Source organism: Tardiphaga sp. P4_G1 (genome assembly GCF_056401215.1).
Map to the genome: position 1 here is coordinate 144,355 of NZ_JBFUJU010000011.1, position 21,074 is coordinate 165,428.

The window sequence follows — 21,074 nt, forward strand, 5'->3', positions numbered from 1 at the left end:
TCTCACTGTCGCTTGAACGCAGCCGACAGTTGCACCTCATTGACAGCTAGACGCGTTTGAGCCAGTTTTATTTTGGTTGATACGACCTGCCGGTTGCGCCCTGAACGGGACGGTGAACGTATCACTTCCTTTGCCGACACCCTTTGTCCGAGCGACCGGGTCAGCAACGCAACCACCTGATGCCCCCTGGTTCGCTCACGCAAAGGACGAAACAGATGCGCGATTTTCGCGATGCAAAGGCTATGGCGCAGACCCTGCGCGAAAACCTCACCACCAAAGCCGTCACGATCAGTCACAGCGAAAGCCTGGAGCTGATATCGAGAATATTAGGCGTCGCTGACTGGAATACCTTGTCGGCGATGCTGCAGGCCGGTCGAACTTCGCCAGAAACGCCGACTATCAAGCTTCAAAGCGGAATATCAAGCTACCCGGCCATTCCGCTGAGAGATCTCGTTCCATTCCCGACAGCGACCTACCCGCTTTTTGTCGGACGGGAGAAAACAATACTCGCTCTGAAAGATGCCTTCGATCGGCAGCGCGAGGTCGTGCTTGCTATTCAAAAGAACGAAACTGTTGACGAACCTGGCTTCGAGGACATCTACGACATTGGCGTTCTCGCCCAATTGCTTGAAATTCAAAGGATTGATGACGGCACGCTCAGAGTTCTGGCACAGGGGCGTCAACGCGTCGTGATTCAGCGTTTCGTAGGCGAGACTGGCTCGTATAGAGCCGATGTTACAGGCGTGAGTGAGGGTCCTATTCCTAATGAGCCCGAACCGATCCAGCAGGCAGTCAAGCGGTTCGAGAGCTACGTTTCGGCTCACGACATGCGCGTGCCACTAATTTGGCCGCCACTGGAGAGAACCCTCGACCCCGGACGGGTTGCCGACGTCATCGCCTCGCATATCGTCCTGCCGATCAGCGAAAAGCAGAGGCTGCTGGCGACCCTCGACCCAGTGAAGAGGCTGAAAAGCGCCGATGCACTTATCGACCTGTCGACGCTGCCGCTTTCGCCCGCGCTTCACGCGACGCGGCGACGCGCAATCGCATATGCCGACCAGAGAGGCCATCAATATGCAACATTGGAGCACCTGTTACTTGCACTGGTCGATGACACCGATGCCACGGCGGTGCTGCAGGATTGCAATGCCGATTTCGGCACGTTGAAAGCCGACCTGATCCGCTACCTCGATAAGGAACTGAAAAATCTGATGATCGAGACCGGCAAGAATGGCCAGCCGACGGCAGCATTTGTGCGTGTGTCCCAGCGTGCTGCGGTTCACGCGCAGGAGCTTGGCTGGTCCGAAGTGAGAGGGTCAAACACCCTGCTGGCCATCTTTCCCGAAACAAGAAGCCCGGCTGTCCGCCTGCTGAGCGGACAAGGCATCACCCAGAAACTGGTGGCTGCTTCGATCACCGGAAACACAGGATCGGTCTGACGACGTCCGGACGTCCCAGAGTGTCGTTCACAAATGCCGGCTTGGGCGATGGTGATCGCCCGGCCGGCAAGTGTGTGATGCACCTTGGTTAGACCGCCGGATCCGGAAAGGCCGCGGCCTGCTGCGACGCCCGGCGCTTGACGAAGCCGGCCATGATCAGCGCGACCAGGCCGAGAATGACCGGCGGGAAGACCACGGCATTCACGGTGGGCCAGCCATAATTCGCCAGCAGCTGGCCGGACGAGAACGAACCAATCGCCATCAGGCCGAATACCAGGAAGTCGTTGAAGGCCTGCACCTTGTTGCGCTCCTGCGGCCGATGGGTCTCCAGCACCAGCGCGGATGCGCCGATGAAGCCGAAATTCCAGCCGATGCCCAGCACGACGAGACAGACCCAGAAATGCATCGCGCTGATTCCGGCGATGCCTATCACCGCAGCGATCGCCTCCAGCGCCAGCCCTGCGGCCACCACCTTCGATGCACCGAAGCGCGCGATCAGCGATCCCGTGAAGAAGCTCGGCCCATACATCGCCACGATGTGCCACTGCAGGCCGAAATTGGAATCGCTCAGCGTCAGCCCACAAAGCTTCATCGCCAGCGGTGCCGAGGTCATCACGAGATTCATCATTGAATACGACACCACGCCGCAAATTGCAGCCGCGATGAAGCGCGGCTGCCGCACGATCTCCAGCAGCGGCCTGCCACCATGCATGTCCGCGGGCGCGGGCCTCGGCGCATCCACCGTGGAGAGCAAGGCCATCGCGATCAGGGCGACTACCGCCTGCGCCGCGAAACTCGCAGCAAACAGATAGGGCGACCAGATATCCATGGTCCATTGCACGAGCTGCGGGCCAAGCACGCCGGCGAATACGCCACCAGCCATCACCCAGGAGACGGCTTTCGGACGATAGGACGGGCTGGCGCCATCGGCGGCGGCGAAGCGATAGGACTGCGCGACCGCGCCGTAGAAGCCGCCAAAGAATGTCGCGCAGCAGAACAGCGCGAATGACGCTTTCAGGATCGCGATGGCGCCGAGCAGCCCGCAGATCGCACCGGCGCCACTGCCGATGATGAAGGCGACGCGACGACCATAGGCGCGGGAGATCATCCCAACCGGCAGCGTTCCGCAGGCGAGCCCGACGACATAGACCGAGATCGGCACCGTCGCGAGCGACACGCTCGGTGCCAGCGTTGCACCAACGATGGCGCCGGTGGCGAAGATGACAGCCGAATTGGCGCCGCCAAGCGCCTGCGCCGCAGCCAGCCGCAGCACGTTGGAACGTGCGCGTGTGTCATCGTGAATCTCTGGGGTAGCCGCGTCGATCATGGGGAAGTCCGCCCGGATGTGGCCCGGCTCGTCCCGGGGCCTTTGTTCAGCGCGACTATGACGACCGCCCTGCGGCAGATCAACACACGCCAGCGCGCACGCACCATGCGCCGATCATCCCGGCGACCTGGCAAATACAAGGATCAGATTGTTGGCGGGCATCTCGATGACCTCAGCCAGCCGAAGGCCGCCGCCCTGCGCGACGTGCTCCAGATCCTCGACATCGCGCACGCCCCAGTCAGGATTACCGTCGCGCAGGCTGGTATCGAACACGGCATTGCTCACCGCCGTATGTTTGCCGCCGCGCTTGAACGGGCCGTAGATAAAGAGACGTCCATCCGGCCGCAGATATTTTGCTGCGCCCGCGATCAAGCCTTCGGCGACGGGCCAAGGCGCGATGTGGACGACATTGGCGCAGAACACCGCGAGCAGCGCACCCGGGCCGCTGCCGTTCTCCATCTCCGGGCACCACGCCGGATCCAAGAGATCGATCCGCAGCGGCGGCCTGACATTCGTCAATTGCGCATGGGTGCGCCAAGCTGCGATGCTTTTGAGATGGGCGTCGTTGAGGTCGCTCGGCCACCAGGTGATGTCAGGCGTTTGTCCAGCGAAGTGAATGACATGCTGGCCGGTGCCGCTGCCGACCTCCACAACGTCGCCGCAAGCCTGTTGCAGGAAAGTCGCAAGAACCCGCCAGATCGCCTCGTGGTTGCGATGGAAAGCTGCGGCATCGAGCCGGCCATCATCTTCCACGCGTCGGCCATCCCGACCGAATTCGACCACATACTCCGCCATCAGGCCCTCACTGCTGCGGGCAGTATCCCGAAGTTGCCTTCACGAACAAGAGAAGAAAGAGATCGTCCAAACGCAGCCAAATGGGTTAATATTCTGACGAATACCCGATCTGAAGAAGGATCGACCACGCAGAATTGGTGCGCCCATGATCTTCCGTCAGCTGTTTGACAGTGTGTCCGGCACATATAGCTACCTGCTTGCCAGCCGCCACGGCGGCGAGGCGCTGATCCTCGATCCGGTCCTGGAAAAGGTCGATCGCTATTGCCAGTTGTTGCGCGAACTCGACCTGAAGCTCGTGAAGGCGGTCGATACGCATCTCCATGCGGACCACGTCACCGGCCTCGCCGAACTGCGCGATCGCACCCATTGCGTCACCATCATGGGCGACCAGAGCAAGGCCGACGTCGTCGCCATGCGTGTCAGCGACGGCGACAAGGTGACGATCGAAGGCGTCGAGCTCGACGTGATGTATACGCCCGGCCACACCGATGACTCCTACAGCTATCTGATGGGCGATCGCGTCTTCACCGGCGACACGCTGTTGATCCGCGGCACCGGCCGCACCGATTTCCAGAACGGCAGCGCGCGGGCGCAATATGATTCACTGTTCAACCGCCTGCTCAAGCTGCCGGACGAGACGATGGTGTTCCCTGCGCACGACTACAAGGGCGACACCGTCAGCACCATCGGCGAAGAGAAGCGCTACAATCCGCGGCTGCAGGTGAAGTCCGTGGAGGACTACATCGAGCTGATGGGCAAGCTCAACCTGCCGAACCCGAAGCTGATGGATGTGGTGATCCCGGCCAATATGAAAGTCGGGCTGAAGCCGGACGCGCTGAAGAAGCAAGGCCTGGCGCTGTCTCCGCGGGAGGCCATTGCTCATCTCGGCGATCCCGCCATCCTGCTGGTTGATCTGCGCGAGAGCAGCGAACGCGCCAAGCACGGCGTGCTCGCTGGCGCGCTGCATGCGCCCTACCCGTCGATATCGGACAGCCTCAAGCCCGGCGGCATGTTGCGGGAGGTCGCCACTGCCACCAAGCGCCGCATCGTGTTCTTCTGTGCCTTTGGGGAACGTTCGGCCATGGCGGTCGCTGCCGCGAAGGATGCGGGGATCGACAATGCCGCACATCTGGACGGCGGCATCGATGCGTGGAAGAAAGCTGGCGGCCCGGTGTTGGCCGCATAATATAGCGAGCAAGGCGGACCAACCCGCCGCTCGACAGGGGGAGGATGACAATGGCGTCGACACGATCGGCTGCGCCAATGCTGCTGGCAATGGTGTTCGCACTCTCCCTGCAACCGGCCTCCGCACAAACCGCAGCACAGACCCCCGCGTCAACATCTGCTGGCCCCATCGATCCGGCGTTGATGCAAGACCTCGTGGTGGCGAACCGCGTCTTGACCGATCTCAACGTGATCGACGGATTCGGCCATGTCAGCATGCGCCACCCGACCGATCCCAACCGCTACCTGATGGGGCGCTCCGTGGCGCCAGCGCTAGTCACGGCCGACGACATCATGGAATACGACCTCGACTCCAATCCCGTCGACGCGAAGGGACGCGCCAGCTTTCTCGAACGCTTCATCCACGGTGAAATCTACAAGGCCAGGCCGGATGTCAAAGCCGTCGTCCATACACATTCGCCTGGGATCATCCCCTTCAGCGTCAGCAGCACGCAGTTACGGCCAGTGTTCCACCTCGGCGCCTTCCTTTTCCCTGACGTGCCGGTATTCGAGATTCGCGACAGCGCCGGCATGAGCAACATGCTGGTCAGCAACGCGCAGCTGGGCAAGGCGCTGGCCAGTACGCTCGGTGACCGCAGCGTGGCACTGATGCGGGGCCATGGCAGTGTCGTCGTGGCGAGCACAATTCCGATGGCAGTGTTTCGCGCCCATTACAGCAACGTCAATGCGCAGCTGCAGTCGCAGGCGCTCGCGCTTGGCGGATCGGTGAGCTATCTGCTGGGCGAGGAAAGCCAGAAAACGCTGGCTGTGATCGACCAGATCCATGGCCGGGCCTGGGATCTGTGGAAGCGCGCCGCGCTGGAAAAGATGGCGCCCAAATAGCGACGCCGCATCAGGCCTCGTGAACCCGTACCTCGATGTCGTCATAGCCTTTGACGCGATAGACGATCACCGAGATCATCCAGCTCAGGAGGAAAATCGCGATGATGAGATAGCCGAGCGCGCCGAAATTCTCGTTCAGCGCCTCGATGCCGTCCCAGAAGCTGCCTGACAGGTCGAGCTTGCGGCCGATCAGGCCGAGCGCCTCGACGCCGCCGATCACCAGCGCCACGATCACCGACACCAGCGTGATGATCATGTTGTAATACAGCTTGCGGATCGGCTTCACGAAAGCCCAGCCATAGGCGCGCACCATCAAGACCGAGTCCGTCGCATCGACCAGCGACATTCCCGCCGTGAACAGTGCAGGAAACACGAGAATCGACCACATCGACATGCCATCGGCGCTTTGCGAGGCGGAGATACCCAGCAGCGCGATTTCGGTCGCGGTGTCGAAGCCGAGACCGAACAGGATGCCGAGCGGATACATGTGCCAACTCTTCGAGATCACGGCGAAGACCGAACGCAGCATGCGGCCGATGACGCCGCGCTGCGAAAGCAAAACATTGAGATCTTCATCGATGAATCGCTCACCGCGCTTCACTGCCTTGAACAGGCGATACACCGATACGAGAATGAAGATATTGGCCACTGCCACGATCAGCAGGAAGAAAGCCGAGACGCTCGTGCCGATCAGGCCGCCGATTTCCTTGAAGTCCGCGAATTTCTCCTGCAGTGCCGACACTGCCAGCGCCACGAAGATGGATGCTACGACGACCACAGTGGAGTGACCGAGCGAGAAAAACAGGCCCACGGACAGCGGCCGCTTGCCGGACTGCATGAGCTTGCGCGTCACATTATCGATGGCTGCAATGTGGTCGGCGTCAACGGCGTGGCGCAGGCCGAAGGTGTAGGCGAGCAGCGCGGTGCCCAGCAGAACCGGCTGGTCGCGGAAGGCGATCAGGGCCCATATCCAGGCCAGCACGTTGGCCGGGATCAGAATGGCGTAGATGGCGATGATGCGGCCGCGCAGGTTGTCGGCGCCATCGTTGAACAGTGTGCGGATCATGGAAATTCTTGCAGTCCGGATTACCACCGGATTGTCTCAGGAAGGCCTGACGGACGCAACCTGGCCTCATTCGCGTCGAATTCGCCGCATTTCCGGCACAAAGCGATTAACTGCAGCGGCCAGTTAGGTGGCAGCAGGGGTGCCGCTTCCTATATCTACGTGATAAGAATGACACAGAGTTCGCTGCGCGCCGATCGCGCGGCCTAACCCGAGGCGTTGATGGACACCGAACAGGAACAGAAGACACCCGCAGAACTGAAGGAAATCCGGCTCGCCCGCAAGGCGGCGCAGGAAGCCGAAGGCGTGAAGGCGATGGCCGACATTGCGGCCGCCGATGTCGCCATCCGCAAGCGGACCGAGGAACTGCGCGCGCTTCGCCTTGCCAGGGAAGCCGAAGAACTGGCCAACCCGCCCGAACCCAAACCGAAAGCTACCAGAAAAAAGAAAACGAGCTGATGCCAACTGACGACAAAGCGACGAAATCCGAACGCGACGCCGCGGCCAAAGCGGTACTCGACAACATGGCCCGACTGAAGGCCATGCGCCTTGCCCGCGAAGCGGTATCGCCCCCCGCGCCGGCCAAGAAGAAGACCGCAACGAAATCGGGCAAGACGTCTTCGAGCAAGACATCGTCAAGCAAATCGACGGAAAAAGCACAGGCCCTGGCAGCGTGGCTCGCCGATCAGCGCAGCGGCGGCCGCAGGACCTGACTATCGCAGGACCTGCTTTCGCAGGGTCTGATCTATCTCAGGCCGCGCTCGGCGCAGGCCATTCGATCATGGTACGGGTCTTGGTCGCAGAATCGTAGACTTGGATCTGAAGCATCTGAAACTGGTTCTTCAGCTTCATGCCGGCTTCTTCCGCGGCTTCGACCGTATCGTGATGGGATTTGAAATGGCCATCCACCACCAGTGAATAACCTTCGGTCGGCGCCCTGTCGGCGCGAATGAATTTGCGCGCCTGCGGTTCGTCAAGCTCTAACTTCGGTTTTTTCATCGTCACTCCAGAACAAGATTCGCCCGATTTCAAAGCGGGCAGGATTCGCCCCCGTTTACACGGTCATGCGGAAAAACACAGGGCAATTGCGGGATTACGGCAATATCTGCTTCAATCACGGTCAGAATGAGGTCAACACAAGCAATCCGGCGGGAAAAATGATGAGCGGACGAGTGGGCGGAGCCCGCGACGACAAACCGGCCAAGGACGACAAGCAAAAACCCGTCCCCACGCCGCCGCGGCCTGACGACGACGAGGAAGACGGCGATATCGCCACACCGAAACGCAATCGCGACGACGAAGATGTCTAGCTGTGCGAAGGCATCGCTACATAAGACATCGGCGCGCCACGACTGACGCGCCGATAAATTTCAGATAGCGACGAGTCGTTAAGCTGCCTTGAGGCCGACATCCGGCAGCATCGGACGGTGACGCAGCGCCTTGGTCATGATTCCCTCCACTTCCGCTTTTTCATGCGGCAGCAGCGCCAGACGTGGTGGCCGCGTCAGTGCGGTACCGCGGCCCATGATGTTTTCGCACAGCTTGATGCACTGGACGAGATCCGGGCGCGCATCGAGATGCAGCAGCGGCATGAACCATTCATAGATCGCCATCGCCTCTTTGAGGCGCCCGGCCTTGGCCAGACGGAACAGCGTCTCGCCTTCGCGCGGGAAGGCATTGGACATCCCCGACACCCAGCCGACGGCGCCCATCGCCACGCTCTCAACGATCACGTCGTCGAGGCCAGCGAACAACACGAAGCGGTCGCCGACCATATTGCGCGTGTCGATGAAGCGGCGTGTATCGCCTGACGAATCCTTGAAGCAGACGACCGTGTCGACATCGGCCAACGTGGCGAGAATGTCGGGGGTGACATCGTTCTTGTAGATCGGCGGGTTGTTGTAGAGCATCACCGGCAGATCGGTGGCGGTGGCGACCGAACGGAAGTGCGCGGCAGTCTCGTGCGGCTTGGACGAATAGACCAAGGCGGGCATTACCATGATGCCATCGATGCCGACGCGTGCGGCTTCCTTCGCGGTATCCACGGCAAAGGCCGTGGTGAATTCGGCGATACCGCAGAGCACGGGCACGCGGCCCTTCGCGACCGACTTGGCCGCTTCCATGATCGCGATCTTTTCCTTGCGCTCCAGCGAGGTGTTCTCGCCGACGGAGCCGCAGATGATCAGGCCGGACACACCGTCGCGGATTAGGCCGTCCATGACCTTCGCGGTGGCGTCGATGTCGAGCGACAGATCGTCATGGAATTGCGTGGTGACAGCCGGGAAGACGCCTTCCCAGGAAATGCGGGGACTCATGGCAAAACTCCGTGTGATGCCGGCGCGCATAGCGCGCCGGCTGATGAAGATGATGGGCGAGAATTAGAGGATCAGATCGTCGCACCGACCTTGCGCAGCTCGGCGAGCACAGGCGCTTTGGGCAGCCAGATCTTGTCGAATTCAGCAATGACGGCTTCGGTATCCTTGACGGCCACCTGACGCACCGGCACCGACGTGCCCTTGAAATTCTCGATCAGTGCCGGCTCGCCAGCAGCCAATTCGTCGATCTGCGCATCGAGCGTCGACTTCACCGCCTTGGTGATCAGCTCCTTGTCTGCGGCGGGCAGCGACTGCCAGACGCGGCCGGACACGACCGCGGCCATCGGCATGAAGACGGCATTCATCTGCAGGATCGACTTCGACACCTTGTCGAAGCGCTGGTTCCAGGAGAATTCCAGATCGGCTTCAAGACCATCGACCTGGCCATTCGACATGGCGTCGAACACCTGCGGCGTCGGAATCGGCGTCGGTGCGGCGCCGAGCGATGAGTAGAAGTCGCGATAGACCGGCGTCGGATTGATACGCAGCTTCATGCCCTTGATGTCAGCGAGCGTGTTGAGATCCCTGACCGCGAAGACCGCGCGCATGCCGGTGATGCCCCAGCCGAGGCCAATGGTGCCGGTTTCCGCAGGAAGCACGTCGAACAGTTTGACTGCCGCCGGATGACGCACGAATTTCGCGACGGCCGGCGTTGAGCGCACGATGTAAGGCGCGTTGATCGCCGCGATATGCGGCACGCGCGAACCGAGTTCGGCAGCCTGAATGAAGCCCATATCGAGCGCGCCGGTCTGCAACTGCTGCATCATCGCTGCTTCGTTGCCGAGCTGGCCGGAGTGAAACACCGTCATGGTGAGACGGCCCTTGGTCTCTTCCTTGAGCTGATCGGCGAGCTTCAGCGCAGCCTTGTTCCAGGAATGGCCGTTCGGCGTGATCAGGCCGAGACGCAGCTCCTTGGCCTGCGCCAATGCGAGCGACGGCGCAAACACCGAAGCAGCTGCCGATGCGGCGAGGAAGCGACGACGTGAGATGGTCATGACGGAGGCTCCTTGATGGGTATGGGGCTTACTTGATGAGGGCGAGAGACAGATACGGATAGAGCGAGAGCAGCACCAACAGGATGCATGAGATGAAGAAGAACGGCAGCGTCACCATGAACATCTTGCCGGGCTTGGCGCCTGTGACGGCGGCGGCGACGAAGAAACAGAGTCCGACCGGCGGCGACAGCAATCCGAGCACGAGATTGATCACGACGACTACGCCGAAGTGACGCGGGTCGATGTGGTAGATCTCGGTCGCCACCGGCAGCAGGATCGGCACGGTCATGATCAGGCCGGGCACGCCGTCGATCACCGTGCCGATGACCAGCAGGATGACATTGCAGATCAGCATGAAGCTGATCGGATCCTTGGCAACAGTCTGGATCCAGGCGGCGGTCTCCTGCGGCACCTTGCCGAAGATCAGAACCCAGGAAAACACGGCGGCAGCGGCAACGAGAAACAGCACGATCGCCGAATAGATGCCCGAGCGCAGCATCATTTGCGGCAGTTGCGACCACTCGAATTCCTTGGTCCAGTATTTGCCGACAACAGCAGCGGCGACAGCGCCGACGGCAGCCGATTCCGTTGCGTTCGCCAGACCGCCGAGGATGGAGCCGACGATGACGATGGGGATGAGCAATGTGGGAGATGTACGCAGGATGGTCATCACACGCTGTTTCGGCGTCTGATATTCGGCGCGCGGATAATTGTAGATGTAGCCCATCAGCGCGATGACGACGCAGAACATGCCGGTCAGGATCACGCCGGGAATGATGCCGGCGATCAGCATGTCGCTAACCGATACCTGCGCCAGTACGCTGTAGACGACGAACATCACCGACGGCGGAATGATGGGGCCAAGCATGCCGCCATAGGCGGTGAGGCCGGCCGCAAAGGTTTTGTCGTAGCCCTTCTTCTCCATCTCCGGGACCATGATCTGCGCCATGATCGCGACCTGTGCGGTCGCCGAGCCGAGAATGGAGGAGATGAACATGTTGGCGAGAATGTTGACGTAAGCCAGCCCGCCCTTCAGCGAGCCGACAAAGGCCATCGCCATGTCGACGATGCGCTTGGTGATGCCGCCGCCATTCATGATCTCGCCGATCAGGATAAACAGCGGGATCGCGATCAGACCGTAGCTGTCGACGCCGCCGAACAGTTGCAGCGGATAGGACTGGAACAGCACCGGATTGCCGGACGCCATGATGTAGACGAAGCCGGCGAGGCAGAGACAAAGGCCGATCGGGACGCCGACCAGCATGATCACCGTGAATGCGGCGAAGGTGATCATATTAGTTCACCCCGTCGAGTTCGGAGAGCTGGAAGCCTTTCGGCGGCACCTTGGCGACGAGGCCGAGGTCCTCAAGCAGGTTGGCGATGCCATGGATGGTGATCGACACCGCAAAGATCGGCAGTGTCAGATAGAGGACCCAGGTCGGCCAGTTCAGCGTCTGGGTACGTTCGGTGTAGAGGAAATTGAAGGTCTGGCCGGCGAACTTCTTCGCGTCGAAGCCCGCCTGCGCCAGGCCTATCGGATCCATCCACAGCAGGCAGGTGACGATCAGGCCGATACCGAACACGATCACCGTGCTCGTGGCGATAATCTTGAAGATCTGCTGGCTCCTGGCCGACAGGCGCTCGGTCATCATGGTGACCGCGAAGTCGAGCCGCAGGCGAGTCATGGCGGAGGCGCCGATGAAGGTCAGCCAGACCACCGAATACACCGCCGACTCATCGATCCAGTAGATTGGGAAGTGCGAATAACGGGTGACGACATTCACCAGGATCAGCGCCGTCAGCAGATACATCAGGCCCATCAAGGCCACGCGCTCGAAGGCCAGCAGCCCGGACGACGCCGCCAGGATGACCCGGCGGGCCCCGATGGCCGGGGCCGTCGACATCGTCTGGTCACTCATAAACGGCCCCCACTGTCACGATTGTGATATGATTTTTGGATCGTATAATTTATACAATTTCTCTGTCAAACGCTGATTTGCACAAATTCGCGCCTTGAGGAGTTTTTGTGCGGCAGCGAAGACGGGACGAGATCTGAGATCAATCCGGCCGAAATCCAGAGAAAAGGCTTGATAAATCAATGAGCGCGCCGCTAAAGCACCGCACCCTGTCGGCCATGATCGCGGATCAACTCCGGCAGGCCATCCTCGACGGCACCCATCCGGCTGGCGCGCAGTTGCGCCAGGACGCTTTGGGCGAGGCCTATGGCGTGAGCCGAATTCCGGTGCGGGAAGCCCTGTTTCAGCTTGAGGCCGAAGGGCTGGTGAAGATCGTCCCGCAAAAGGGCGCCATCGTTTCGGAACTGTCGCTCGACGAAATCAACGACGTGTTCGATCTCCGGGCCATCCTCGAGCCACGGATGCTGGCGCAGTCCGCGCCGCATTTTGTCGACAACGACTTCGCTGCACTCGACGACATCCAGCACCGCTTCGAGAAGGCGATTGCCGCCGGCAATATCAGCGAATGGGGACAGCTCAACGCCGATTTCCACATGGCGATGTATGTCCGGGCGCGGCAGCCGCGCACGCAGTCGATCGTGATGGCACTGCTGCAAACCAGCGACCGCTACACGCGCATGCAACTCTCGACCACCACCGCGATGGGCATCGCCGAGAAAGAACACGCCGAACTCATCGCGCTGTGCCGCAGCCAGCAGATCGACGACGCCTGCCGCTTTCTCGAATGTCACATCGAATCGGTGCGCGCCGATCTTCTGCGCGTGATCGGCCGCACCATTCCGAAGAGCGGCGCGGCATAGACGCGCCGCTCGAATCGCGCTGATTGCGGTCTATGCGAGCTCCTGCTCCACCAGCCCGGCGAGATAGCTCGCGCCGATCGGCAGGAGATCGTCGTTGAAATCGTAGCCGGGATTGTGAACGGGCACGCCGCCCTTGTCGGCGGTGCGCTGCCCGAACATCAGATAGGCACCACGGTTGCGTTCGAGCATGAACGCGAAATCTTCACCGGCAAGAATTGGATTGCCTTCGCGCAGCACCTCGGTAACGCCCGGCACCGCCGCCGCGGCTTCTGCCGCGCGCACCGTCTCGTCGGCCGTGTTGATGGTGGCCGGATAGGCGTGGCGATACTCGATCTCCGCCGTGCCGCCGCAGGCTTGCGCGGTCAGCGTCACCGCGCGCATGAACAACTCCTCGACGCGTTCGCGCACCTCGGGCTTCAGCGTACGTACCGAGCCGCGCAACTCCACCGTCTCGGGCAGAACGATGTCCGAGGTACCGCCATGGATCTGGCCGATGCTGATGACGGCGGATTCCAGCGCATCGATCTGGCGCGACGGGATCGCGTTCAAGGCATTCACCACTTGCGCGGCCATGGCCACCGTATCGATGCCCTGATGCGGATGCGCGCCATGCGACGAGCGCCCACGCAGCGTCACCTTGAAATAATCGATCGCCGCTAGCGCCGTGCCGGTCAGCGCCTTGACGGTGCCGAGCGGCATGTCCGGGCTGTTGTGGATCGCATAGATGGAATCGCAGGGGAAACGCTCGAACAACCCGTCGTCCATCATCGCCTTGGCGCCAGCGAGCCCTTCCTCGGCCGGCTGAAAGATCAGATGCACCGTGCCGGCGAAATTGCGCGTCTCCGCAAGATACTTGGCCGCCCCGAGCAACATGGTGGTGTGACCGTCATGGCCGCAGGCATGCATGCGGCCGGCGTTCTGCGAGCGATGGGCAAAACCGTTGCCCTCCTCCATCGGCAGCGCGTCCATATCCGCACGCAATCCAATGGCCCGGTTGCTGCCGGCAGCCTGATGGCGGCCGCGGATCACGCCGACGACGCCGGTGCCGCCGAAACCGCGATGCACCTCGATACCCCACTCCGACAACCGCTCCGCTACCAGCGCGCTAGTGCGCTCCTCCTCGAAGCCAATCTCCGGATGCGCATGGAAATCCCTGCGCCATGCGGTCATTTCCGGGTGCAATTGGTCGAGACGTTCGCGCGGGGTCATATGCTCTCACCTTTGGACTTGTCCTGCCCATAGGCTAGCCCGGTGATCATGCCCTCGCAACCAACCGACCGCACACGCTGCTCGCCCCACTTACTTCGGCGCTGACCCGTGGTGACACCAAGCAGTTGGGATTAGCGGCTGGGAGACGCGCGCCACCACATGATCGACATCGTGATCGATCAGCCTGTCTGTGAATGCTATGCGTTCTGGAAAATGGCATGCCATTCAGAATAAAACTGCGAACTCCTATGCTTTTGAAATAGATATATAATTTCGATTGAATACCTCACGCGATCCTCGCATGCGCTCAAATGGACAGCAGCCCCCCTTTTGGGGAAGAGAAGAAGTGTCGCGGCGCTCGCGCACCCACCATCGACAGCGCGGGGGCCTGACTATCTCGCGAGAGAGTTGGTCATCGATAACGAATTGCAGCTGTCGGATGGGAGGCCTATGCTGAGCCTATAACCACGCGGCCGCCCATCGCACGGCGAGAGTCTGCAGACAAAGACCTTACGATGGATGGCTTGCATTTTGCCCCGGAGGTCACGCCATGACCATTGCTCCCACCCTGCAAAAATACCTGGCCGCTGAAAACATCCAATACGAGGTGATCCCGCACGAACTTCGTATGACGTCCTCTGGCACGGCTGAGGCATGTCATATCTCGGGCGATCGCCTCGCCAAAGGCATCGTGTTGCGGCGTGACGGCGAATATATACTGGCCGTCTTGCCCGCATCGCATCACCTCCGCCTGTCGGACCTGAGGACATCACTCGGCGACAATGTCCACATGGCCGATGAAACCGAGATCCATCAGCTGTTCCGCGACTGCGCACACGGTGCAGTTCCTGCCGTCGGTAAGTGCTACGGGCTGGATATCATCGTCGACGACAGCATCCAGGCACAGCCGGAGGTCTATCTGGAAGCTGGCGATCACGAGACGCTGCTTCATATGGGTCACGCGCAGTTTGCTCGCCTGATGGCCAACGCGCAGCACGGGCGCTTTAGCGCGCATGACTGAGAATTAGTCGGACGATCCGCGGCGACCGTCGCGGTCCCGAATGGAAAGATCGTGCCGCTGCTTAATTGTCGCCGCAGCGGTGCGACGCCTCCTTACGTCTCATGCCCTGCATCGAAATCGTCTTCGAAACGCAAATGCTTGACGCTGCGGCCGCGGCGCCGCACAAGCTTCAAGGCCTCCACCCCGATCCTGATATGCCTTTCGACATAGTTCGCGGTCACCTCCTGATCCGACGCTTCGGTCTTCACACCCTCGGGAATCATTGGCTGATCGGACACGAGAAGCAGTGCGCCAGTCGAAATGTGATTGGCAAATCCCGCAGCAAAGATTGTTGCGGTCTCCATGTCGATCGCCATGCTCCGTGTACGACGCAATATATCCCTGAAGCGATCATCATGTTCCCAGACACGACGATTGGTCGTGTACACGGTACCGGTCCAATAGTCGTGACCGAGATCGCGGATCATGGTCGACACCGCGCGTTGCAACTGGAACGCGGGCAACGCAGGAACCTCCGGGGGCAAGTAATCATTTGAGGTGCCTTCGCCCCGAATAGCCGCAATCGGTAGAACCAAATCGCCAATTTTATTTTTGCGTTTCAACCCACCGCATTTGCCGAGAAATAACACGGCTTTCGGCGCGATGGCACTTAACAGATCCATCACGGTTGCAGCATTCGGGCTTCCCATGCCGAAGTTAATCAGAGTGATACCGTCGGCAGTCGCATTGGGCATCGGTCGATCTGCGCCCTTTACTAAACTGCCATACGCCGTGGCGAACCATTCGACGTAGTTGTCGAAGTTGGTCAAGAGAACATACTCTCCGAACTCAGCAAGCGGCGTGCCGGTGTAACGCGGCAACCAGTTTTCTACGATATCCTTTTTCTCTTTCATTCCCAATGATCTCGTCCGGAGGTGTGCAACACCGCCGCCTGCCAAACTAGTGGATAGGACCGCTCCCTGTCCAATGAGACACGTTTGGATTATTTGGGTTCCATTAATCCACTTGCAACCGTGGATGGTCCGGGCCTTGCGTCGAATGCGCGCTGTTCAGGAGGGTGGATTGCAACAGCGGCCGCGTTTGTCCGGTCTGATCGCGCAGGAATGATGTTTTCTTCTGCGACCTCGCACGTAATTGATTGTATAGTTGGAGGACATGGAGGGAGGCGAGACATACTGCATTGCATCAATTCACCTGAACTCTAGGAACGGAGGTTCGCCATGAAAGTCAAAGAGGTGATGCACAAAGGTGTCGACTGGGTCAGCCCCGATACCCCTGTCACCGAACTCGCGAAATTGATGCGGGGGCATGACATTGGCTGCGTTCCGGTTGGCGAGGACGACCGCCTGATTGGGATGGTGACCGACCGCGACATTGTCTGTAAAGGGCTCGCGAGGAACAGCTTCGATGCCGGCCGCGCGACGGCGCGCGATGTGATGACCGAAGGTATCCATTGTTGCCGGGAGGACGACGATCTCGCAAAGGCAATACGTCACATGGAGAAACTGCGGGTCCGCAGGCTGCCGGTGATCAACAAGAGTAAACGGATGGTCGGTATCGTCAGTCTGGGCGACGTCAGCCATTCTGCGTCAGGTGATTTGTTGTCCGAATGCGTCAAGAGCGTTTCGGCCCATCACTGAAACACGGCCAGCGCTCCTCTTGCGATCCGGCGGAGGGGCGCGGCCGTCGGCACGATCGTCGAACAGTTCGATGAAAGAACTTTGCTCATCGAGCCGCGATGAAGAAGGTCGTGCCTACGCGGTCGCGCCATTGTTTGGAGACGAAGCAAGGGCGTGGATCGAAACTGCGAACTTCTTATGCCATTGAGACTGCCTGATAATATCGACGATTCTTCTCGTCTTACGCAACCCTCACATTCGTTTCGACAGCGAGCGGCGGCTCGCCAATCCCCGTCGTATTGAGATTCTGCCAGGACCCCCCACATCATCTTGATAAGGGAGTCCAGGCTGTGCAGACCGTACAGGCTACTCTTGCGGCGACAATTGCGATTGTCGCTCTGGCTGTCTCTCCCACCACGCCTGTCTCGGCGGAGGGGAGCGGGAAACTTGTGCTGACGATCGCAATCGACGGAGCGATCGGACCGGCAACTGCCAATTATGTGAAAGACGCACTCGCCAAGGCAAGCGAACGGCGTGCCGAAGCTGTTATTCTGCGTCTGAATACGCCGGGCGGTCTCGTCACCAGCATGCGCGAGACCATCGCCGACGTGCTGGCATCTCCCGTCCCTGTCATAGGCTATGTCGCCCCGTCGGGAGCCCATGCTGCCAGCGCCGGCACTTATCTCCTCTATGCAACGCATATCGCCGCAATGGCGCCGGGCACCAATCTCGGCGCGGCGACGCCCGTGCAAATCGGCAGTCCGGTGCCAGGCCTGCCGGGCATCCCCCCTGACAAAGAAGGCAAGGACAAGAAAGACGGCGCCCAACAAACGGAGCCGAAGGATGCGATGATGGCGAAGGCGACAAACGACGCCGTCGCCTTTATCCGCAGCCTGGCCGAGTTACGCGGACGTAACGCCGATTGGGCCGAGAAGGCTGTCCGCGAGGCAGCCAGTCTTTCCGCCAGTGCTGCGTTGCAAGCGAGTGTCATCGATCTCATTGCGCGCGACCCGGTCGAACTGCTCAGGCAAGTCGATGGTCGCGTCGTGGAGCTCCCCGGTGGGGACAGACGGCATCTGGCGACGAAGGATGCGATGATCGAGACGATCGATTCCGGATGGATCTCGCAATTTCTGTCTGTGATCACCAATCCCAACGTCGCCTTCATTCTTCTGCTGGTTGGCATCTACGGCCTGATTTTTGAGTTCATGTCTCCTGGCGCTGTCGCGCCCGGCGTGGTCGGTACGATCTGTCTGCTGTTGGGCCTCTATGCCTTCAACCTGCTGCCGATCAACTATGCCGGCCTTGGGCTGATGATGTTGGGGATCGCGCTTCTGATTATCGAGGCCTTCAACCCGACCGTGGTTCTTGGCCTCGGCGGAGCCATTGCCCTCGTCCTTGGTGGGTTGATGTTGTTCAGGATCGAAGCGCCCGGATACCGGCTGTCATGGACGCTCGTCGGCATCGTGACGGCAATGTTCATCGGACTGCTTCTCATTGTGCTCGGCTCGCTCCGGCGCGCCCGCAAAGCTCCGGCACGAATCGGCGCGCAGGCCATGCGGGGCCTGCCCGCCGAAGTTCTCGACTGGAATGACATCGAAGGTCACGTCTTCACGCAGGGTGAGCGCTGGCGAGCCCGCGGCATGGAAACATTCAAGCCCGGAGAGACGGTCGAGATCGCCAGCATCACGGATCTGACGCTGATGGTGCGTCGCCGGCCGGCACTCAGCGCCGGCGAGGGAGGTGTGCGATGATGCTCGATTACATAGCCTATTCGCTGCTCGCGATCATCGTGATCGCCTTTCTCTCCTCCGCCATTCGCATCCTGCGGGAATACGAGCGCGGCATCGTCTTCACGCTCGGACGGTTCACCGGCGTGAAAGGTCCGGGGCTCATCATCCTTATTCCGTTCGTGCAGCAGATGGTGAAGGCCGATCTCAGGGTGATGGTGCAAGATGTGCCGCCGCAGGACGTCATTTCCCGCGATAACGTTTCCGTCAAGGTGAATGCCGTTCTCTATTTCCGCATCGTCGACCCGGAACGTGCGATCATCAAGGTCGGGAATTTCATGGCCGCGACTAGCCAGTTAGCGCAGACCACGCTGCGCTCCGTGCTCGGCAAGCATGAGCTGGATGAAATGCTCGCAGAGCGCGACAAACTCAACGCCGACATTCAGGAGATCCTCGATCAGCAAACTGACGCGTGGGGCATCAAGGTCACCAACATCGAGATCAAGGATATCGACCTCAATGAGAACATGGTGCGTGCCATCGCCAAGCAGGCCGAGGCGGAGCGGCTGCGGCGGGCGAAAGTGATCAATGCGATAGGCGAGCAGCAAGCCGCCGAGAAGCTCGTCGAGGCTGGCCGGATCCTCGCTCAGGAGCCGCAAGCGATGCAGCTGCGCTATTTTGCGGCGTTGCACGACATTGCAGGCGAGCGGTCATCGACTGTGGTCTTTCCGTTGCCGATGGATCTGCTCAGCCATATGACGCTGCGGCCGGGCAGAGTACCGTGAGTTTATTTCTTGTGCTTCTGCGCCAGCTTCAGCTTGAGTCTGTCATGGCCCGAACGAACCATGGCTTGCGCTGGCTTGCTCATCACCCCAATTTACCATCAATGAGTATCCTCGGCGCGCTCGTCGACAGGCACATGTGACGGGTGTCGTGCGTCGCCGCGCCGGTTTTGTGGACGCACGTACATTGTCATCGCTTCCGGGAGCTCCGCCTTGACTTTCAGAGCGGCGACAAGCGCGTCCTCGGCGTCCACGACGACATGGCCCGCCTTGCCCTTCAGCTTGAATCCAACGGTAAATTGCATCTGCGCATCACCTCGTCTTCACTGCAATTGTGTCCTCGCCTACTTTCCGCCAGCGGGCGCCATCTCGGCCGTCGTTCCTGTCGACATATCATTTGACCGGCGCGTAGCACCTCGCGGACGCGTTTCCGATCCGCAATCAGTCCAGCGACTTGATGATCTCCCGGTAGGCCGTTTCGGGAAACGCTTTCAATGTATGCGTTCGAATGTTTCCCAGCATACCCAGCTGCAAGTTGAATCGCGCGGCGACGGCATCGTCCGGCGCTTCGTAAACCGCGACGATGTCATAGTCGCCCATGGTCAGAAAAAACGATTTGAACTCTCCGTCCATATCCTTGAGAGCTTTCTTCGCCAAGTCGAGACGACGCGGCGAGTCCTTGACATGCTGGACACCTTGATCAGTCCAGTTTGCAAGCATGATATATGTGGTCATGGAAGTCCTCCTTGCGCACGAGACCCCCGCTCATCTTCACGCCCCAGTCTTGAAGAAAATGATCCGGCTCAACAACGTGTAGTCCGATTCAAACACCATGATCCCGACAAAAACCAACAACACCAACGGCGGGAGCAGGATGGCATAGGCCAAAGCCAGACGCTCCCACGCCATGTGCATGAAGACCGCAACAATCAAGCCCGCCTTCAACATCATGAACAGCACGATGAGAGACCACCTCAGATATCCCTGCAGGTTGAAGTAGTCGACGAGGTAAGAGCATGTACTCAAGACAAACAGCCATCCCCAGACCACGAGATAAAGCTTGATCGGGTGCTGGTGTCCCTCGGCATGTCCCGCGGGAGTTGCATGAGGTGTTGCATGTAGCGTGACTTCAGCCATGTTTTTCCCTCACCAAAGATAGAAAAAGGCAAAGATAAACACCCATACCAAATCGACGAAATGCCAATACAGGCCGGTGATTTCGACGATCTCGTAGTTCCCCTTCCGGCTTGTGAAAAATCCCCGACGTTCAGTCTCGAAATCTCCGCGCCAAACCTTTCGCGCAATGATGATCAGGAAAATCACGCCAATCGTTACGTGCGTTCCGTGGAATCCTGTAATCATGAAAAAGCATGAGCCGAATTGCTCTGCCCCCCACGGATTTTCCCAGGGCCTCACCCCCTCCATGATCAGCTTCGTCCATTCGAAAGCCTGCATTCCGACAAATGTCGCACCGAACGCGGCGGTCACCAGCATCAGAATCGCCGTTTTGCGGCGATCGTGGCGGTAGCCGAAATTGACGGCCATAGCCATGGTCCCGCTGCTGCTGATCAGCACGAAGGTCATGATGGCAATCAGAATGAGCGGGATGTGTTGTCCTGCAATCGTCAGAGCGAAGACTTCACTCGGGTTTGGCCAGGGCACCGTCGTGGACATGCGCGCCGTCATGTACGACAGCAGGAAGCAACCGAAGATAAAGGTATCGCTGAGGAGAAAGATCCACATCATGGCCTTTCCCCAGGATACATTCTTGAATGCCCGTTGATCCGAGGACCAGTCGGCGACAATACCTTGCCAGCCTACGGTCGTCGTTCGGCGCTTTTCGATGTTTGTCAGCACAGTCTCTGTCATCGCATCG

Annotated in this window: 25 protein-coding genes; 11 read left to right on the forward strand and 14 right to left on the reverse strand. The window is 60.0% G+C overall.

Features of this window, described 5'->3' with window-relative positions; translation table 11 throughout:
* Positions 1-215: 215 nt before the first annotated feature.
* Positions 216-1,439 (forward strand): LON peptidase substrate-binding domain-containing protein, encoded by a 1,224-nt coding sequence (locus AC1DUY_RS24790; protein WP_478117799.1) that lies wholly within the window; start codon positions 216-218, stop codon positions 1,437-1,439.
* An 88-nt stretch (positions 1,440-1,527) separates the two neighbouring features.
* Here AC1DUY_RS24790 and AC1DUY_RS24795 read toward each other — a convergent pair whose 3' ends face one another.
* Positions 1,528-2,766, reverse strand: coding sequence for an MFS transporter (locus AC1DUY_RS24795; RefSeq protein ID WP_478117801.1), 1,239 nt, complete (start codon positions 2,764-2,766; stop codon positions 1,528-1,530).
* A 114-nt stretch (positions 2,767-2,880) separates the two neighbouring features.
* Complete coding sequence (locus AC1DUY_RS24800; protein ID WP_478117803.1) at positions 2,881-3,561, reverse strand: DUF938 domain-containing protein; 681 nt, start codon at positions 3,559-3,561, stop codon at positions 2,881-2,883.
* A 145-nt stretch (positions 3,562-3,706) separates the two neighbouring features.
* Between AC1DUY_RS24800 and AC1DUY_RS24805 the strand changes: the two genes are divergently transcribed.
* Positions 3,707-4,747, forward strand: coding sequence for an MBL fold metallo-hydrolase (locus tag AC1DUY_RS24805; protein WP_478117805.1), 1,041 nt, complete (start codon positions 3,707-3,709; stop codon positions 4,745-4,747).
* A gap of 50 nt (positions 4,748-4,797) precedes the next feature.
* Positions 4,798-5,628, forward strand: coding sequence for a class II aldolase/adducin family protein (locus AC1DUY_RS24810; protein ID WP_478117807.1), 831 nt, complete (start codon positions 4,798-4,800; stop codon positions 5,626-5,628).
* A gap of 10 nt (positions 5,629-5,638) precedes the next feature.
* Here the strand turns inward: AC1DUY_RS24810 and AC1DUY_RS24815 are convergent, their stop codons facing one another.
* Positions 5,639-6,694: a HoxN/HupN/NixA family nickel/cobalt transporter gene (locus AC1DUY_RS24815; RefSeq protein ID WP_478117809.1), complete on the reverse strand. Its 1,056-nt coding sequence runs from the start codon at positions 6,692-6,694 to the stop codon at positions 5,639-5,641.
* 219 nt (positions 6,695-6,913) lie between these two features.
* Between AC1DUY_RS24815 and AC1DUY_RS24820 the strand changes: the two genes are divergently transcribed.
* The gene (locus tag AC1DUY_RS24820; RefSeq protein WP_068732887.1) at positions 6,914-7,150 is read left to right on the forward strand and encodes a hypothetical protein; all 237 of its coding nucleotides are present in this window, start codon (positions 6,914-6,916) and stop codon (positions 7,148-7,150) included.
* Entirely contained in the window at positions 7,150-7,404 is a 255-nt protein-coding gene (locus AC1DUY_RS24825; protein ID WP_315840460.1) for a hypothetical protein, read from the forward strand. Before AC1DUY_RS24820 ends, AC1DUY_RS24825 begins: the two co-directional genes overlap by 1 nt.
* A 37-nt stretch (positions 7,405-7,441) precedes the next feature.
* Here AC1DUY_RS24825 and AC1DUY_RS24830 read toward each other — a convergent pair whose 3' ends face one another.
* Complete coding sequence (locus AC1DUY_RS24830; protein WP_068732883.1) at positions 7,442-7,690, reverse strand: hypothetical protein; 249 nt, start codon at positions 7,688-7,690, stop codon at positions 7,442-7,444.
* A 161-nt stretch (positions 7,691-7,851) separates the two neighbouring features.
* Here AC1DUY_RS24830 and AC1DUY_RS24835 point away from each other — a divergent pair, with 161 nt between their 5' ends.
* Entirely contained in the window at positions 7,852-8,001 is a 150-nt protein-coding gene (locus AC1DUY_RS24835) for a hypothetical protein (RefSeq protein WP_478117812.1), read from the forward strand.
* A 78-nt stretch (positions 8,002-8,079) separates the two neighbouring features.
* Here AC1DUY_RS24835 and AC1DUY_RS24840 read toward each other — a convergent pair whose 3' ends face one another.
* From AC1DUY_RS24840 to AC1DUY_RS24855, 4 genes are all read right to left on the reverse strand, one after another.
* A complete protein-coding gene (locus AC1DUY_RS24840; RefSeq protein WP_089263644.1) occupies positions 8,080-9,006 on the reverse strand; it encodes a dihydrodipicolinate synthase family protein in 927 nt (308 codons plus the stop codon).
* Between the two features lie 71 nt (positions 9,007-9,077).
* Positions 9,078-10,061 (reverse strand): TRAP transporter substrate-binding protein, encoded by a 984-nt coding sequence (locus AC1DUY_RS24845; RefSeq protein WP_089262741.1) that lies wholly within the window; start codon positions 10,059-10,061, stop codon positions 9,078-9,080.
* Between the two features lie 28 nt (positions 10,062-10,089).
* Positions 10,090-11,355: a TRAP transporter large permease gene (locus tag AC1DUY_RS24850; protein ID WP_089262743.1), complete on the reverse strand. Its 1,266-nt coding sequence runs from the start codon at positions 11,353-11,355 to the stop codon at positions 10,090-10,092.
* Position 11,356: 1 nt separating this feature from the next.
* On the reverse strand, positions 11,357-11,980 hold the full coding sequence (locus AC1DUY_RS24855; protein WP_478117815.1) for a TRAP transporter small permease: 624 nt from the start codon (positions 11,978-11,980) through the stop codon (positions 11,357-11,359).
* A gap of 179 nt (positions 11,981-12,159) precedes the next feature.
* Between AC1DUY_RS24855 and AC1DUY_RS24860 the strand changes: the two genes are divergently transcribed.
* The gene (locus AC1DUY_RS24860) at positions 12,160-12,837 is read left to right on the forward strand and encodes a GntR family transcriptional regulator (RefSeq protein ID WP_478117817.1); all 678 of its coding nucleotides are present in this window, start codon (positions 12,160-12,162) and stop codon (positions 12,835-12,837) included.
* A gap of 30 nt (positions 12,838-12,867) precedes the next feature.
* Here the strand turns inward: AC1DUY_RS24860 and AC1DUY_RS24865 are convergent, their stop codons facing one another.
* Positions 12,868-14,046, reverse strand: coding sequence for a M20 aminoacylase family protein (locus AC1DUY_RS24865; protein ID WP_478117819.1), 1,179 nt, complete (start codon positions 14,044-14,046; stop codon positions 12,868-12,870).
* 550 nt (positions 14,047-14,596) lie between these two features.
* Between AC1DUY_RS24865 and AC1DUY_RS24870 the strand changes: the two genes are divergently transcribed.
* A complete protein-coding gene (locus AC1DUY_RS24870; RefSeq protein ID WP_089262750.1) occupies positions 14,597-15,067 on the forward strand; it encodes an aminoacyl-tRNA deacylase in 471 nt (156 codons plus the stop codon).
* A gap of 92 nt (positions 15,068-15,159) precedes the next feature.
* Here the strand turns inward: AC1DUY_RS24870 and AC1DUY_RS24875 are convergent, their stop codons facing one another.
* Complete coding sequence (locus AC1DUY_RS24875; RefSeq protein ID WP_089262752.1) at positions 15,160-15,960, reverse strand: AMP nucleosidase; 801 nt, start codon at positions 15,958-15,960, stop codon at positions 15,160-15,162.
* A gap of 327 nt (positions 15,961-16,287) precedes the next feature.
* Here AC1DUY_RS24875 and AC1DUY_RS24880 point away from each other — a divergent pair, with 327 nt between their 5' ends.
* From AC1DUY_RS24880 to AC1DUY_RS24890, 3 genes are all read left to right on the forward strand, one after another.
* Positions 16,288-16,707, forward strand: a complete 420-nt coding sequence (locus AC1DUY_RS24880) for a CBS domain-containing protein (RefSeq protein ID WP_089262754.1) — start codon at positions 16,288-16,290, stop codon at positions 16,705-16,707.
* Between the two features lie 329 nt (positions 16,708-17,036).
* A complete protein-coding gene (locus AC1DUY_RS24885; protein ID WP_478117822.1) occupies positions 17,037-18,440 on the forward strand; it encodes an NfeD family protein in 1,404 nt (467 codons plus the stop codon).
* Positions 18,437-19,201, forward strand: coding sequence for a slipin family protein (locus AC1DUY_RS24890; RefSeq protein WP_441228514.1), 765 nt, complete (start codon positions 18,437-18,439; stop codon positions 19,199-19,201). Before AC1DUY_RS24885 ends, AC1DUY_RS24890 begins: the two co-directional genes overlap by 4 nt.
* A gap of 98 nt (positions 19,202-19,299) precedes the next feature.
* On the opposite strand, the gene AC1DUY_RS24895 is transcribed toward AC1DUY_RS24890, so the two are convergent.
* The 4 genes from AC1DUY_RS24895 to AC1DUY_RS24910 all read right to left on the reverse strand — a co-directional run bounded on the left by AC1DUY_RS24895 (position 19,300) and on the right by AC1DUY_RS24910 (position 21,067).
* Complete coding sequence (locus AC1DUY_RS24895) at positions 19,300-19,503, reverse strand: hypothetical protein (protein ID WP_089262760.1); 204 nt, start codon at positions 19,501-19,503, stop codon at positions 19,300-19,302.
* 136 nt (positions 19,504-19,639) lie between these two features.
* Positions 19,640-19,933 carry a GYD domain-containing protein gene (locus AC1DUY_RS24900; RefSeq protein ID WP_089262762.1) on the reverse strand — a complete coding sequence of 98 codons (294 nt, stop codon included), beginning with the start codon at positions 19,931-19,933 and terminating at the stop codon, positions 19,640-19,642.
* A gap of 36 nt (positions 19,934-19,969) precedes the next feature.
* Positions 19,970-20,335 carry a cytochrome C oxidase subunit IV family protein gene (locus AC1DUY_RS24905; RefSeq protein ID WP_478117825.1) on the reverse strand — a complete coding sequence of 122 codons (366 nt, stop codon included), beginning with the start codon at positions 20,333-20,335 and terminating at the stop codon, positions 19,970-19,972.
* A gap of 9 nt (positions 20,336-20,344) precedes the next feature.
* On the reverse strand, positions 20,345-21,067 hold the full coding sequence (locus tag AC1DUY_RS24910; RefSeq protein ID WP_478117827.1) for a heme-copper oxidase subunit III family protein: 723 nt from the start codon (positions 21,065-21,067) through the stop codon (positions 20,345-20,347).
* Positions 21,068-21,074 lie beyond the last annotated feature (7 nt).